We start from the raw sequence: 13701 nt of genomic DNA, 5'->3' as shown, positions 1-13701 counted from the left end.
ATGCGCGGTATCTCACCGCGCATTCATACACTCGTCGTCAGAGGCGCTCGATATCCGCCTTGCGGCGCAGATCGGCAAGCAACGCCTGGATCGCTGCCTGGGCCCGCAGGCGCTCGGCCATTTGCGCCACGAAGGTTTCCGCCTGATCGTTGACGTTGCCGTCTTCGACCGCATCGAGCGCGATGATCGCCACGCCATTCTCGGTGACGGCGTGACCGTAGACCGGGGCATCGTTCTCGGGGTGAGGCAGACGGAATGCCGCCTGATGCACGGCCTCGGGAACATCGCCCCGCGACTGCCGAGCGACATTGTCGGCCTGCTGCCATTCGAGCGTCGTGTCGTCGCCTTCTTGCAAGGCCGATACCCGCTCACGCGCCAGCTCGAGCAATGCATCACGCTGCTTGCTGGACTTCACGGCGGCCACGACCTGGTCGCGCACCTCCTCGAAATCGAGAACGGTCGCTTCACGGTGGTCGGCGACCCTCAGCACCATATGGCGATCTTCATCGAGCTCGATGACCTCGCTGTTGAAGCCCTCCTCCAGCACATCGGGACTGAAAGCGGCGTCCATGACCCCAGGCTCGGAGAGCACGCCTTCACCACCGGCACGAGAGACCCAGTCGCTTTCCTGGAGTTCGATACCGACGCTTTGCGCCACGCTTTCCAGGTCATCGGCCGCGAAGCTTTCGTCGATGAGCTGCTGCAGCCGCTGGTTGAACTCGTCACTGACGGCGGACAACGCCGCTTCGTCACGCAGTTCATCGCGCAACGCCTCGAACGGCGGCAGTTCGATTTCGGTTACCTTGATCAAATGCAGACCGTTGTCGGTTTCGACGATAGGAGAAACCTGACCTTCCTCCAGTGAGAAGGCGGCGTCTTCGAATGCCTCGCCGAAGAAACCGCGGTTGATATAGCCCAGATCCCCACCGTCTTCAGCCGTGGTGCCATCGTCGGAATACTCGGCCGCCAGATCGGCGAAGTCCCCCCCTTCAGCGAGACGCCCGCGCACTTCCTCGAGACGTGCACGGGCTTCTTCGCGGCTACGTTCGCCGTTGAACGTCACCATGATATGCGACACTCGACGCTCAGCGTTGCTGGCGCGGCGCGCATAGGCATCGCGCAGGTCCTGCTCATCGATCGAGGCCTTGTCGGCCAGGGCTTGACGGTCGAGGATCACATATTCCAGGCGTACCTGTTCGGGACGCTGGTAGTCTTGCGTATGGGCTTCGTAATACGCCTTCAACTCGGACTCACTGACATCGACCGGGGCCTCCAGGTCGTCGACACCCAGCGTGTGATAGCGAAAGCTGCGGGTCTGACGCTGCAACGCTACCAGGCGTTCGCGCTCGGAAGGCAACGTGAAGTCGCTGAACGCCAGTCCCTGCTGCAGTTGCCGACGCTGCATGTCGACCTTGAGGGCTTCACGAAACGCCAAAGGCGTATAGCCGGCACTGGCCAGGCGATTGCGGAAGAGATCACGGGAAAAATGACCGTCCTGATCCTGAAACTCGGGCAGCGAGACGATCACCTGATCGATCTGCTCGTCGGACAGATGCAAGCCGCCTTCCTCGGCATACTGGTCCAGCAGTGACGTGGTGATCAGTTCATCGAGCACCTGGCGCCGCACGGCCCGCTCCTGATCCGGTGGCACCTGGCCGCTACGGATCGCCCGCTGAACTTCCATCTCGACCTGCTGGCGGGTGATGGACTGACCGTTGACCTTGGCAATGTCATCCGATCCGCCGGTGAAAAAGCCTATCAAGGCATCGGCTCCGAACAGGGCCATGGCAGCGACCATCACCCCAATGATGATCTTTGCGCCCCAGTTCCTGGAGCGATCCCGAATACTTTGCAGCATGCTGGCCTCGGTTGAAGATTGGCACGAAAACGCAACGCATTATACCCGGCAAACCGGCACCGCGGCCAAGGCTCGACTCACTGCCCGACCCGACAAGGATCTGGACAGACCACCTTGCCCTCTCGACGCCCGGAAAACCGGCAACAAAAAGGCGCACCGCTTTGCGGTGCGCCTGATGACGGGTCATTAAGCCCGCTAACCTCGGGTCAGCGTCTTAGTTGACCGAGTCCTTGAGCGCCTTGCCGGCCTTGAAGCTAGGCACTTTGGCGGCGCTGATCTCGATCGGCTGGCCGGTCTGCGGGTTACGGCCAGTACGCGCGGCACGCTCCTTGACAGAGAAGGTACCAAACCCCACCAGCGACACGGAGTCACCCTTCTTCAGACTTTCAGTAACGCTCTCGACCATGGCGTCGAGCGCGCGGCTGGCTGCCGCCTTGGGAATGTCGGCAGACGCAGCGATGGCTTCGATCAGCTCGGATTTGTTCACACTTCACCCCTTGACTGTTACGGAAATTGACTTCTACTCGGCGTTATCTTTGGGTGGCTTACGCGATCACAGCAAAGCGCAATTTATAGCAATGCGATGAAACATCTGTCAAGCAACCTTTGGCGCCAAACCCCACCATGGCGGGGTTTTCACTCCGCCATGATAGAGCAATTATCACTAATGCGTACTGATCATCGAACGGGAAGAAGCGGGGTCATCGGGTCGTTTTTCGTCACCCTCAATCTCCGGCTTTCCTACCAATGCCGCTTCCAGGACTTCATCGATCCATCGAACGGGCCTGATATCCAACGCATCCTTGATATTATCCGGCACCTCCTTGAGGTCCCGGCGGTTCTCTTCGGGTATAAGCACTTTCTTTATACCACCGCGCCGAGCGGCCAGCAATTTCTCCTTCAATCCACCAATCGGCAATACCTCGCCACGCAGATTGACCTCGCCGGTCATGGCAACGTCACAACGCACAGCACGCCCCGTGTATGCCGATACCATGGCCGTGACCATGGCGATCCCGGCACTGGGACCATCCTTGGGCGTGGCGCCCTCGGGTACATGGATATGCAGGTCTTCCTTTTCGAAACGCTCCGGATCGATATCCAGCGCAACGGCACGAGCACGCACCACAGTGAGCGCCGCACTGACCGATTCCTTCATCACATCGCCCAGCGACCCCGTCTTGTTGATACGCCCTTTTCCAGGGGTAACGACCGACTCGATATTGAGCAGCTCTCCACCCACGGACGTCCAGGCAAGACCGGTCGCGCGACCCACCTGATCATCCTGGTCGGCCAGGCCATAACTGTAACGACGTACCCCGGCATGCTCTTCGATGTCCGCCGCCGTCAGGGCACGGGGCGCTTGCGCCCCCTCCTTGCCTTCGGCCTCCAATCGCTCACGTAGCACCTTGCGGCAAACCTTGGCGATCTGACGTTCGAGCTCGCGCACCCCGGCTTCACGAGTATAGTAGCGAATCAGCTCCATCAACGCCTCATCGGCAAAGGTCAACTCATCAACCTTGAAGCCATTGGCCTTCAACTGCTTGGGCACCAGGTAGCGTCTGGCGATGGCCAGCTTCTCGTCCTCGGTGTAACCGGGGAGACGGATGATCTCCATGCGATCCAGCAGCGGACTCGGGATGTTCATCGAGTTGGCGGTACAGATGAACATGGTCTCGGACAGATCGTAGTCCAGCTCCAGATAATGGTCGCTGAACTTGTCGTTCTGCTCCGGATCGAGCACTTCGAGCAGCGCCGACGCTGGATCGCCGCGGTGGTCCATGCCGATCTTGTCGACTTCATCGAGCAGGAACAACGGGTTCTTGACCCCAGCCTTGCTCATGCGCTGGATCAGTTTGCCGGGTAGCGAACCGATATAGGTCCGCCGATGCCCACGGATCTCGGATTCGTCACGCACACCACCCAGCGCCAGACGCACATACTTGCGGTTGGTGGCCCTGGCGATGGACTGCCCCAGTGACGTCTTGCCCACCCCGGGCGGGCCTACCAGGCACAGCACCGGCCCCTTGAGCTTCTTGACCCGCTTCTGCACGGCGAGGTACTCGAGGATACGCTCCTTGACTTCCTCGAGCCCATGATGGTCCTCGTCCAGCACCTGGGCCGCACGCGCCAGGTCGTGCTTGACCCGGGTGCGCTTCTTCCATGGCACTGAAACCAACCAGTCGAGGTAGGAGCGCACCACCGTGGCCTCGGCCGAGGTCGGCGCCATCATCCTCAGCTTGCCGAGCTCCTGATTGGCCTTGTCGGCAGCCTCCTTGGGCATACCGGATTCCTTGATGGCTTGCTCGTATTTCTCGGCCTCGTTGGGCACGTTCTCGAGCTCGCCCATCTCCTTCTGGATGGCCTTCATCTGCTCGTTGAGATAGTACTCGCGCTGGGACTTCTCCATCTGATCCTTGACCCGCGAGCGGATGCGCTTTTCCACCTGCAACAGATCGATCTCGGATTCGATCAGCGCCATCAAGTGCTCGATCCGGTCGCGCACCCGGTCCATCTCCAGGAGTTGCTGCTTGTCGTCGATCTTGAGCGACAAGTGGGCGCAGACGGTATCCACCAGACGGCTCGGGTCCTCGATGCCCGTGAGGGAGTTGAGCACCTCGTTGGGGACCTTCTTGGACAGCTTGACGTACTGCTCGAACTGGTTAAGCAGCACCCGCACCAGCGACTCCTGCTCACGCTCGGAGAGCGGCTCGCTCTGGCGAAACACCACCTCGGCCTGACTGTAACCTTCCTCGGTGACGGTGATCCTGCCAACGTCGGCGCGCGAAGTTCCCTCGATCAGCACCTTGACGGTGCCGTCGGGCAACTTCAGGAGCTGCATGATTTCGGCCACCGTCCCCACGGCGAACAGGTCGGCACTATCCGGGTCGTCCTGGCCGGCTTCACGCTGGGCGACCAGCAATACCCGCTTGTCGGCATCCATGGCCGCTTCCAGTGCCTGGATGGATTTTTCGCGCCCCACGAACAACGGAATGACCATCTGCGGATAGACGACCACATCACGCAGGGGCAGTAATGGCAGACTCAGGGTCTGTTCGGCGTTCTGCTGCATCGCAGACGTTCCTCAACAATCGGGATTTAATCGGGTGATGGGGGCGAGGATGGCAATTTACAAGCCAGACGGCCCGTGGATAACACGAGAAGAGGGGCCGCTGGCGGCCCCTCTTCAAGCGCTTCGACAGCTCGACTCAAGCGCTTCGACGGCTCAACCGCCCTTGCCGGCCACCTTGGTTTCGTCCTGCTGCGAATAGATCAGCAACGGCTCGCTCTCGCCGGCGATCACCGATTCGTCGATGACCACCTTGGAGACACCCTCGAGAGACGGGATCTCGTACATGGTATCGAGCAAGACCGACTCGAGGATAGAGCGCAGGCCACGGGCACCCGTCTTGCGCGCCATGGCCTTGGCCGCGACTGCCCGCAAGGCGTCCTCGCGGAAGTCCAGGTCCACCCCTTCCATCTCGAACAGCTTCGCATACTGCTTGATCAGGGAATTCTTGGGCTCGGTGAGGATCTGGATCAGCGCATCCTCGGAGAGCTCGGTCAGGGTGGCAATGACGGGGAGACGCCCCACGAACTCGGGGATCAAGCCGAACTTGACCAGGTCCTCGGGCTCGACATCGGCCAATATGTCACCGACCCCCTTGCCATCGTCCTTGCTCTTGACCGTGGCATTGAAACCAATACCGCCCTTCTCGGCACGATCGCGTATCACCTTGTCCAGGCCGGCGAAAGCACCGCCGACAATGAACAGAATGTTACCGGTATCGACCTGCAGGAACTCCTGCTGTGGATGCTTGCGCCCCCCTTGGGGCGGCACCGAGGCCGTCGTGCCCTCGATCAGCTTGAGCAGCGCCTGCTGCACCCCTTCGCCCGAGACGTCGCGGGTAATGGAAGGGTTGTCCGACTTGCGCGAGATCTTGTCGATCTCGTCGATGTAGACGATCCCTTTCTGCGCCTTCTCGACGTCGTAGTCACACTTCTGAAGCAACTTCTGGATGATGTTCTCGACGTCTTCACCGACATAACCCGCCTCGGTGAGGGTCGTGGCATCGGCGATGGTGAAGGGCACATTCAGCAACCGAGCCAGTGTTTCGGCCAGCAGCGTCTTGCCGCTACCGGTCGGCCCGATCAACAGGATGTTCGATTTGCCCAATTCCACATCGTCCGACTTCACCTCGGCGCGCAAACGCTTGTAGTGATTGTAGACCGCAACCGACAGCACCATCTTGGCGCGGTCCTGGCCAATCACGTAATCGTCGAGCGTGTGACGAATTTCACGCGGAGCCGGCAGGCGATCTTCCTCGCCCTCTGCGTCGGCTTCGAGGACTTCCTCGCGAATGATGTCGTTACACAAATCGACACATTCATCGCAGATATAGACGGACGGACCCGCAATCAGCTTACGGACTTCGTTCTGGTTCTTGCCACAGAACGAGCAGTACAGCAGCTTGCCATTCTCGTCCTTGCCTTTGCCGTCGGCCATTCGCGTACCTCTTAACGGAAGGCGGCCCTAGGACCGCCGGGAGTTGCCTGTCTCTAATGCGCCTTGAATTTACGCTATCAGGAAGCCGGACGCTTATCCAGCATGGCATCGATCAGGCCATATTCCGCCGCTTGAGCACCGTCCATGAAATTGTCGCGGTCGGTGTCTCTGGCGATCGTGTCGATATCCTGACCGGTATGGTGCGCCAGGATCCGGTTCAGCTTATGGCGGATATTGAGGATTTCCTTGGTATGAATCTCGATATCCGACGCCTGCCCCTGGTAGCCGCCCAGCGGCTGATGGATCATCATCCGCGAATTGGGCAGGCAGAATCGTTTGCCGGCGGCACCACCGGCCAACAGCAATGCCCCCATGCTCGCTGCCTGACCGATGCATACGGTCGACACATCGGGCTTGACGAACTGCATGGTATCGTAGATGGACATACCCGCTGTTACCGACCCCCCCGGGGAGTTGATGTACAGATGGATGTCCTTGTCGGGATTCTCGGACTCGAGAAACAGCAACTGAGCCACGATCAGGTTGGCCGAGTAATCTTCCACCGGACCGACCAGGAAGATCACGCGCTCCTTCAGCAGGCGCGAGTAGATGTCGTAGGCCCGCTCGCCGCGCGCGCTCTGCTCGACCACCATCGGCACCAGGCCGCCGGTATTTTGTATATCGAACTCGTTACCCATCAGTGAGGCGTCCTTTATCCGATGACTGAAGCCAGGGCTCTGAGACAGAGCCCTCGCGCCTTGAAACCGTGACATGACCCGGTTTTCCCCCCGGGCCTGCCAACGTTCTCAGCAGCCGCTCAGGTCGTGGTAGCGTCTTCGCCGCTGTCCTCGTCGGCACCTTCATCGGCTTCCGCCTGCTGCTGTGCCGCCTGCAGCGCCTGCTCGTAGGACATCTCTACATCCTTGACAGTCGCCTGCTCGAGAAGTTTTTCGACGGCCTTCTCTTCCAATATCGACGATTTCACCTGATTCTTGAGCTGCTCGTTACTCAGATAATAGTCGACGACCTGCTGCGGCTCCTGATATTGCTGGGCCAACTCCTCGACCTTGGCCTTGATCTCGTCGTCGCTGGCATCGAGTTCGTTGACCTTGATCACCTCGGCCAGCAACAGGCCGACCTGGACCCGACTCTTGGCTTGCTCGGTGAACAACTCGTTAGGCAACTGGGACACGTCGAAATCTTCTCCCAGGCCAAACTGCTGAGCCGCCTGGCGCTTGAGACCATCGGTCTCCTGCTGCACCAGCGCCTGAGGTACCGGAATATCGTTGGCGTTCTTCAACGCCTCGAGCACCTGCTGCTTGATGCGGTTATCGACAGCCTGCCCCACTTCACGAGTCATGTTCTTCTTGACTTCGGCGCGGAACTTCTCGACGTCCCCGTCTTCCACCCCGAACTGCTTGATGAAGTCCGCATCGACGTCGGCGAGCCGCTGGGCGCTGACCTTGTGAACCTTGACCTTGAAGGTTGCTTCCTGGCCTGCCAGGGTCTCGGCCTGATAGTCCTCCGGAAAGGTCACCTTGATCTCCAGCTCGTCACCCGCCTTGGCGCCGACCAACTGCTCCTCGAAGCCCGGAATGAAATTGCCGGAGCCCAGCACCAGGTCATGGTTCTCGGCCTGGCCACCCTCGAAGGGCTCGTCGTCCAGGAACCCCTGGAAGTCGATAGTGACTTGATCGCCCTCGTCAGCGGCACGATCGACGCCCTCCCAGGAGGCATTCTGCTTGCGCAGCGTTTCGATCATCTGCTCGACGTCGGCGTCGGACACCTCGACCACCGGGCGTTCGACCTCGGCGCCCTCGATCCCCTTGAGCTCGACCTCGGGATAGACCTCGAGAGTGGCGATGAACTCGAGGTCCTTGCCGTTCTCGTTGACGGTCGGCTCGATCTGGGGGTAGCCGGCGGGGTTGAGGCTCTCCTGGGTGATGGCTTGAACATAGCGCTCACGCATCATCTCGCCCACCACCTCGTTACGCACGTCACGACCAAAGCGCTGACGAACCACGGCCATTGGCACCTTGCCCTGACGGAAACCTTTCAGACGGATGTTCTTGGCGGTGTCCTTGAGGCGGGCCGTGACGGCCTGGTCGACCTCGCCCGCCGGCACCTGAACCTTGACGCGGCGCTCGATCTGGGAGGTCGTTTCGACGGAAACTTGCATGAATAGTCCTCTACCGACTGGGGGCGTTCTACTGAATGCGTTGGAAGATCAAAAGAGTAATTCTAAGAACCTCGCCACGCGCTGGCAAGCGCGCCGTGTCTTGACTATGGGGGCGATGCGGCAGGATACAAGGGGCGAGACACCACCGACCCCGGACCACGGGTCATCATGACGACACATGCCGGGCACGCCATCCATGATAGTCACGGCGCACGCAAGGCCAGGCGAACGGGACGGGAAAGAAAAGAAACAACAAGAGATCATGCAATGGGGTGGATGATGGGGATCGAACCCACGACCACCGGAGCCACAATCCGGGACTCTACCACTGAGCTACATCCACCATCACATGAAACATGACACCCGTAAAGGGGGCTTCAAACCTTAGGCGTCGACAATGGGGTGGATGATGGGGATCGAACCCACGACCACCGGAGCCACAATCCGGGGCTCTACCACTGAGCTACATCCACCATATCGACACTCGGCCCGACCAACCTGCCAACCGCCACCATCGAAGGATGGCACGCCCAGCAGGACTCGAACCTGCAACCTACGGCTTAGAAGGCCGTTGCTCTATCCGGTTGAGCTATGGGCGCATTCTACGGCCTCAAGCCACTTGCCTGCAACCGCCTGATAAAATTATTACAATAGAATCAATTGGTTGTGGTCGGGGTGGAGGGATTCGAACCCCCGACATCCTGCTCCCAAAGCAGGCGCGCTACCAGACTGCGCTACACCCCGCCGGCATATTGCACGGCCTTGACGGACAGCCACCTGGGCTCGTCAATGCGAGGCGTATTCTACGTATGTTTCGCCGCTGGTCAAGCCCTTAGCAACATCATCAGGCACTTGCGCAAATGTCGGCGCTTTGACTGCACGCCCGGGCGTGCGAAAATCGGGATCTTTCCTTATCCGTGCTACCGCCCATACCCAGGGGAAACATTGATGACCGCCCAACTGATCGATGGCAAGGCCATTGCCGCCCACGTCCGCCAACAGGTCGCCCGACAGGTCGAGGCTCGTCGCCAGGCCGGCGCACGAATTCCCGGGCTTGCCGTCATTCTGGTCGGCGAAGATCCAGCGTCGGAAGTCTATGTGCGCAACAAGCACCGCGCCTGTGAAGAAGCCGGCATCGCTTCTCTGCGTCATCAACTTCCCGCCAGCACGACGCAACGGGAGCTCGAGGGGCTGGTCGATGACCTGAATGTCGATCCCAGTATCGACGGCATCCTGGTCCAACTCCCCCTCCCCGAGCATCTGGACCCGCGCCCGATTCTGGAACGAATCCTGCCGCACAAGGACATCGACGGCTTTCATCCCTACAACCTGGGGCGACTGGCGCAGCGGCTGCCGGTATTGCGCCCCTGCACCCCCAAGGGAATCATGACGCTGCTTCAGGAAAGCGGCCTCAAGGTACGCGGCCTGGATGCCACCGTCGTCGGGGCCTCCAACATCGTCGGGCGCCCCATGGCACTGGAGTTGATGCTGGCCGGCTGTACCACCACCATCTGCCACCGCTTCACCCGCGACCTCGAATCCCACGTCAGACGCGCCGATCTCCTGGTAGTCGCGGTCGGCAAACCCGGCCTGGTCCAGGGCGAATGGGTCAAGGAAGGCGCCATCGTCATCGATGTGGGCATCAACCGCGAAGATGACGGCCGTCTCGTCGGCGACGTGGAATTCGCGCCGGCGGCGGCTCGCGCCAGCCACATCACCCCAGTACCCGGCGGCGTCGGCCCCATGACCGTAGCTTCGCTACTGGAGAACACCCTGTTCGCCGCGGAACTCCATGATGCCATGCAGGACTGAGCGCACTGCGGTAGAATGCGCGCCCTTCGCATCTTGTTTCATACGCCTCGAGGTCCTGTCATGAGCGAACAGCAGCAGATGAACGTGGAAAGCTTCAACCTCGACCACACCCAGGTCAAGGCCCCTTACGTGCGCCTGGCCGGGATCAAGGTCGGCGATAACGGCGACGCCATCCACAAGTACGACATGCGAATCTGCCAGCCCAACCGGGAGCACATGGAGATGCCGGCGCTGCACTCCCTGGAGCACTTGATGGCCGAGTTGTCGCGCAACCATAGCGACAAGATCGTCGACATCAGCCCCATGGGCTGCCAGACCGGTTTCTATATCGCCCTGATCAACCACGACGATTACGATGGCGTCCTGCGCCTGCTGGAAAAGACCCTCAACGACGTGCTGAACGCCGACGCCGTGCCGGCTTGCAACGAGATGCAGTGTGGCTGGGCCGCGAGCCACAGCCTGGAGGGTGCCAAGGAGATCGCGCACGGCTTCCTCGCCAAGCGTGACGAATGGACGCAAGTCTTCCCCTGAGACCCAGGTCGTCCGCGAATGAAAACCAAACACCCGCAGACAATGAAACGCTCGTAGCTCGTAGCTCGTAGCTCGTAGCTCGTAGCTCGTAGCTCGTAGCTCGTAGCTCGTAGCTCGTAGCCATTATTGGGCATCTATACCATGCCGAACAGGGACCCCTTAGCATGAAGAAGATCGGCATCATCGGTGCCATGGCCGAAGAAGTCGCCCTGCTGACCTCACGCCTGGACAATCGCCAGACCCGCCAGCATGTTGGCTCGACCTTTCATACCGGCCGACTCCACGGCGTCGAGGTGGTGATCCTGCAATCGGGAATCGGCAAGGTGAATGCGGCGGTCGGCACCACGCTACTGCTCGACATGTACCATCCCGTAGCGGTGATCAATACCGGCTCGGCCGGCGGTTTCGGCGACCACCTCGAAGTCGGCGACGTGGTGATCTCCTCGGAAGTGCGCCACCACGATGTCGATGCGGTGGTGTTCGGCTATGAGCACGGACAGGTACCCAGGATGCCGGCCGCCTATCGCCCCGACCCGCACCTGGTGAGGGTCGCTCGGGAATGCATTGACGACCTGGGCGAATTGCGCGTCACGGAAGGCTTGATCGCCACCGGCGATATCTTCATGGCCGACCCCGCCGCCGTCACTCTCACGCGCGAACGCTTCCCGACCATGCTCGCCGCCGAGATGGAAGCCGCCGCCATCGCTCAGACTTGCCACCTTTACGGCTGCCCCTTCGTCGTGATCCGCGCGCTGTCGGATATCGCCGGCCAGGCATCCAATATTTCCTTCAAGGCGTTCATCGATCAGGCCGCCACGCACTCGGCACGCATGGTCGAAGCCATGGTCCAGCGCCTGGGCACTCCCCAGGCCGCCATAGCAGAGGCCTGACGCCGACTCGCGCCGCCTCCTCTTGACGCCCCTCAAGTTATCCATCGGCCTGCCGATAATCGTTTGTGCCAATGGCCACCATGACCAAGGAGGGGCTCATCATGAGCGATCTGATCCACGATATCAGCCAAGCCACCAGGGGCCTGAGTGTCCAGCAGCGCCTCGACAGCATGCTCGCTCAGCTCGGCAAGACGACGACGCCGCTTCCCGAAAGGGATTCGGTCACCGGTCCCGCTGCGCCCCCCACCCATGGCGAACTGGTCGAGCCCATCGCTCGCATCAACGAAGTCATGCGCCCCTACGGGGTCGAATTTCATATCAACGAATATGACAATCGCACCGTGACTCGCATCATCGATCGCGAGAGTGGCGAGACCATTCGCCAGATCCCCTCCGAGGAAGTCCTGCGCATCGCCGAGTCGCTGGACGAACTCCACGGGCGTCTGATTCGCCTGGAAGCCTGACCCGCACGCAACGCCGAGCCCCCCTCCACCGGTCGCGCCAAGGCCATCCTGCGCTACTGATGTCGACGACAAATTCCGCCGGGTGCCACGCATCGGCTATCATGGCGCCATTCAGAACGCCAACGCCGTATCCTCAGCACAGGAGATTGTCGATGTCCCAGCTTCCCCCTTCCCTCCTCGTCATCTATACCGGGGGAACCCTGGGGATGGTCGAGGGCGCCCGCGGGCTGGAACCGGGCCGCGATTTTTCACAACGCCTGCAACAAGCGCTGCAATCGCTACCTCCCGCGCGCCGCGAGTCGCTACCCGACTTCGAGATCATGGAAACATCCCGGCCGATCGACTCCAGTGGCGCCACGCCCGGCGATTGGCAGGATCTGGCAAGGCTGGTTGCCTCCCAGCATACTCGTTATCGCGGTTTCGTGATCCTGCATGGCACCGACACCTTGGCCTGGACCGCCAGCAGTCTGGCCTTCCAGCTTCAAGGCATCGACAGGCCAGTGGTGGTGACCGGAGCCATGCGCCCATTGGGGGCGCCGTCCAGCGATGCCCTCGACAATGTGGAAGATGCGCTGCGATTCGCGGCACAACCCGGCCTGCAGGAAGTGGCGGTGTGCTTTGCCGGCAAGTTGCTGCGCGGCGTACGCGCACGGAAGTGGCACACTTATGCCCCGGACGCCTTCATCAGTCCCAACTGCCCACCGCTGGGCGAAATCGTCGACCATCAGGCCATCCTGTTCGATGATCGGGGACTCGACATGCCACAGCGTGGAGCACCGCGCTTCGAACTCCAGGACTACCGCGCCCTGGGGGCATCTCCCGTTGCCAGAATCGTGCTATGGCCGGGCATCGCCCCTCACCTGGTCGCGGACTGGCTGAACGACGACCGGATCCACGGTGCTTTGCTGGAAGTCTGGGGAGGCGGCAATGCCCCCGAAGATTCGATGCTGCTTGGCGCGCTGGCCAAGGCGACCGGGGAAGGAAAATTGCTGGCCGCCATCAGCCAGTGCCCCCTGGGAACCATCGCCATCGGCGCCTATGCCGCCGGACGCGGCCTCGCGGACGCCGGTGTCCTGTCCGGCGACGACATGACCGCGGAAGCCGTCATGAGCAAATTGATCCACCTGCTGGCTCAACCCCTGCCCAGCGACGAACGACGTCGACGCTTCGTCACTCCGCTGGTGGGCGAGCGTTGAGAAACATGCCGCACCTTCCGGGCACGGCGGCCTCAAAGGGACTAAGGTAGGAGAGTCTTGCCAGCCGCCTGGAGGCCCCATGGAGCAGCCCATCCATCACTTCAGCGAACTGTTCGAACAACTCGGCCTGCCCGCCGATGCCGCTGCCATCGAGCAATTCATCGAGAGCCACGCTCCATTGCCTGACGACATCGCACTGGCCGATGCCCCGTTCTGGAACGAAGCCCAGGCCACTCTTCTGCGTAATGCCCTGGCAGACGACGC

General features: G+C 61.0%; 13 protein-coding genes and 4 tRNA genes. 7 read left to right on the top strand and 10 right to left on the bottom strand.

Translation table 11 applies throughout. The features are described from left to right. Positions 1-37 precede the first annotated feature (37 nt). On the bottom strand, positions 38-1858 hold the full coding sequence (locus tag ACFOEV_RS16525) for a SurA N-terminal domain-containing protein (protein WP_386775912.1): 1821 nt from the start codon (positions 1856-1858) through the stop codon (positions 38-40). On the opposite strand from ACFOEV_RS16525, the gene ACFOEV_RS16520 reads away from it, so the two are divergent. After that, positions 1785-2048, top strand: a complete 264-nt coding sequence (locus ACFOEV_RS16520; protein ID WP_386776332.1) for a hypothetical protein — start codon at positions 1785-1787, stop codon at positions 2046-2048. The two genes, ACFOEV_RS16525 and ACFOEV_RS16520, sit on opposite strands and share 74 nt — an antisense overlap. Positions 2049-2072: 24 nt before the next feature. On the opposite strand, the gene hupB is transcribed toward ACFOEV_RS16520, so the two are convergent. From hupB to ACFOEV_RS16475, 9 genes are all read right to left on the bottom strand, one after another. Next, entirely contained in the window at positions 2073-2345 is a 273-nt protein-coding gene (hupB, locus tag ACFOEV_RS16515; RefSeq protein ID WP_386775910.1) for a nucleoid-associated protein HU-beta, read from the bottom strand. A gap of 177 nt (positions 2346-2522) precedes the next feature. After that, entirely contained in the window at positions 2523-4931 is a 2409-nt protein-coding gene (gene lon / locus ACFOEV_RS16510; RefSeq protein ID WP_386775908.1) for an endopeptidase La, read from the bottom strand. 153 nt (positions 4932-5084) lie between these two features. Next, entirely contained in the window at positions 5085-6365 is a 1281-nt protein-coding gene (clpX, locus tag ACFOEV_RS16505; RefSeq protein WP_386775906.1) for an ATP-dependent Clp protease ATP-binding subunit ClpX, read from the bottom strand. Between the two features lie 77 nt (positions 6366-6442). After that, complete coding sequence (clpP, locus tag ACFOEV_RS16500) at positions 6443-7063, bottom strand: ATP-dependent Clp endopeptidase proteolytic subunit ClpP (protein ID WP_386775904.1); 621 nt, start codon at positions 7061-7063, stop codon at positions 6443-6445. A gap of 119 nt (positions 7064-7182) precedes the next feature. After that, positions 7183-8544 carry a trigger factor gene (tig, locus tag ACFOEV_RS16495; protein WP_386775902.1) on the bottom strand — a complete coding sequence of 454 codons (1362 nt, stop codon included), beginning with the start codon at positions 8542-8544 and terminating at the stop codon, positions 7183-7185. Between the two features lie 268 nt (positions 8545-8812). Beyond that, a tRNA-His gene (locus ACFOEV_RS16490) sits at positions 8813-8887 on the bottom strand. Between the two features lie 55 nt (positions 8888-8942). After that, positions 8943-9017, bottom strand: a tRNA-His gene (locus ACFOEV_RS16485). Between the two features lie 49 nt (positions 9018-9066). Beyond that, positions 9067-9143 (bottom strand) — tRNA-Arg (locus tag ACFOEV_RS16480). A 68-nt stretch (positions 9144-9211) separates the two neighbouring features. Beyond that, positions 9212-9288 (bottom strand) — tRNA-Pro (locus tag ACFOEV_RS16475). 204 nt (positions 9289-9492) lie between these two features. On the opposite strand from ACFOEV_RS16475, the gene folD reads away from it, so the two are divergent. The 6 genes from folD to ACFOEV_RS16445 form a co-directional block, all read left to right on the top strand. Further along, a complete protein-coding gene (folD, locus tag ACFOEV_RS16470; RefSeq protein WP_386775901.1) occupies positions 9493-10356 on the top strand; it encodes a bifunctional methylenetetrahydrofolate dehydrogenase/methenyltetrahydrofolate cyclohydrolase FolD in 864 nt (287 codons plus the stop codon). A 60-nt stretch (positions 10357-10416) separates the two neighbouring features. After that, on the top strand, positions 10417-10887 hold the full coding sequence (locus tag ACFOEV_RS16465; protein ID WP_386775899.1) for an S-ribosylhomocysteine lyase: 471 nt from the start codon (positions 10417-10419) through the stop codon (positions 10885-10887). A 164-nt stretch (positions 10888-11051) separates the two neighbouring features. After that, positions 11052-11777 (top strand): 5'-methylthioadenosine/S-adenosylhomocysteine nucleosidase, encoded by a 726-nt coding sequence (gene mtnN, locus ACFOEV_RS16460; protein WP_386775897.1) that lies wholly within the window; start codon positions 11052-11054, stop codon positions 11775-11777. 101 nt (positions 11778-11878) lie between these two features. Beyond that, a complete protein-coding gene (locus ACFOEV_RS16455) occupies positions 11879-12241 on the top strand; it encodes a flagellar protein FlaG (protein WP_386775896.1) in 363 nt (120 codons plus the stop codon). A gap of 152 nt (positions 12242-12393) precedes the next feature. Next, entirely contained in the window at positions 12394-13437 is a 1044-nt protein-coding gene (locus ACFOEV_RS16450) for an asparaginase (RefSeq protein WP_386775894.1), read from the top strand. A gap of 79 nt (positions 13438-13516) precedes the next feature. Next, positions 13517-13701: DUF2789 family protein (locus ACFOEV_RS16445; RefSeq protein WP_386775892.1), on the top strand; the 185-nt coding region annotated here is incomplete at its 3' end.

This window comes from Litchfieldella rifensis (assembly GCF_042646605.1).
Taxonomy (GTDB): domain Bacteria; phylum Pseudomonadota; class Gammaproteobacteria; order Pseudomonadales; family Halomonadaceae; genus Litchfieldella; species Litchfieldella rifensis.
This window is presented reverse-complemented; position numbering and strand designations above follow the sequence as displayed.

Excerpts from the sequence above, each read along its gene's own strand:
- ACFOEV_RS16520 (WP_386776332.1), top strand. The coding sequence starts at position 1,785 with ATGGCAGCGACCATCACCCCAATGATGATCTTTGCGCCCCAGTTCCTG.
- ACFOEV_RS16525 (WP_386775912.1), bottom strand. The coding sequence starts at position 1,858 with ATGCTGCAAAGTATTCGGGATCGCTCCAGGAACTGGGGCGCAAAGATC.
- lon (WP_386775908.1), bottom strand. The coding sequence starts at position 4,931 with ATGCAGCAGAACGCCGAACAGACCCTGAGTCTGCCATTACTGCCCCTG.
- clpX (WP_386775906.1), bottom strand. The coding sequence starts at position 6,365 with ATGGCCGACGGCAAAGGCAAGGACGAGAATGGCAAGCTGCTGTACTGC.
- clpP (WP_386775904.1), bottom strand. The coding sequence starts at position 7,063 with ATGGGTAACGAGTTCGATATACAAAATACCGGCGGCCTGGTGCCGATG.
- tig (WP_386775902.1), bottom strand. The coding sequence starts at position 8,544 with ATGCAAGTTTCCGTCGAAACGACCTCCCAGATCGAGCGCCGCGTCAAG.
- folD (WP_386775901.1), top strand. The coding sequence starts at position 9,493 with ATGACCGCCCAACTGATCGATGGCAAGGCCATTGCCGCCCACGTCCGC.
- ACFOEV_RS16465 (WP_386775899.1), top strand. The coding sequence starts at position 10,417 with ATGAGCGAACAGCAGCAGATGAACGTGGAAAGCTTCAACCTCGACCAC.
- mtnN (WP_386775897.1), top strand. The coding sequence starts at position 11,052 with ATGAAGAAGATCGGCATCATCGGTGCCATGGCCGAAGAAGTCGCCCTG.
- ACFOEV_RS16455 (WP_386775896.1), top strand. The coding sequence starts at position 11,879 with ATGAGCGATCTGATCCACGATATCAGCCAAGCCACCAGGGGCCTGAGT.
- ACFOEV_RS16450 (WP_386775894.1), top strand. The coding sequence starts at position 12,394 with ATGTCCCAGCTTCCCCCTTCCCTCCTCGTCATCTATACCGGGGGAACC.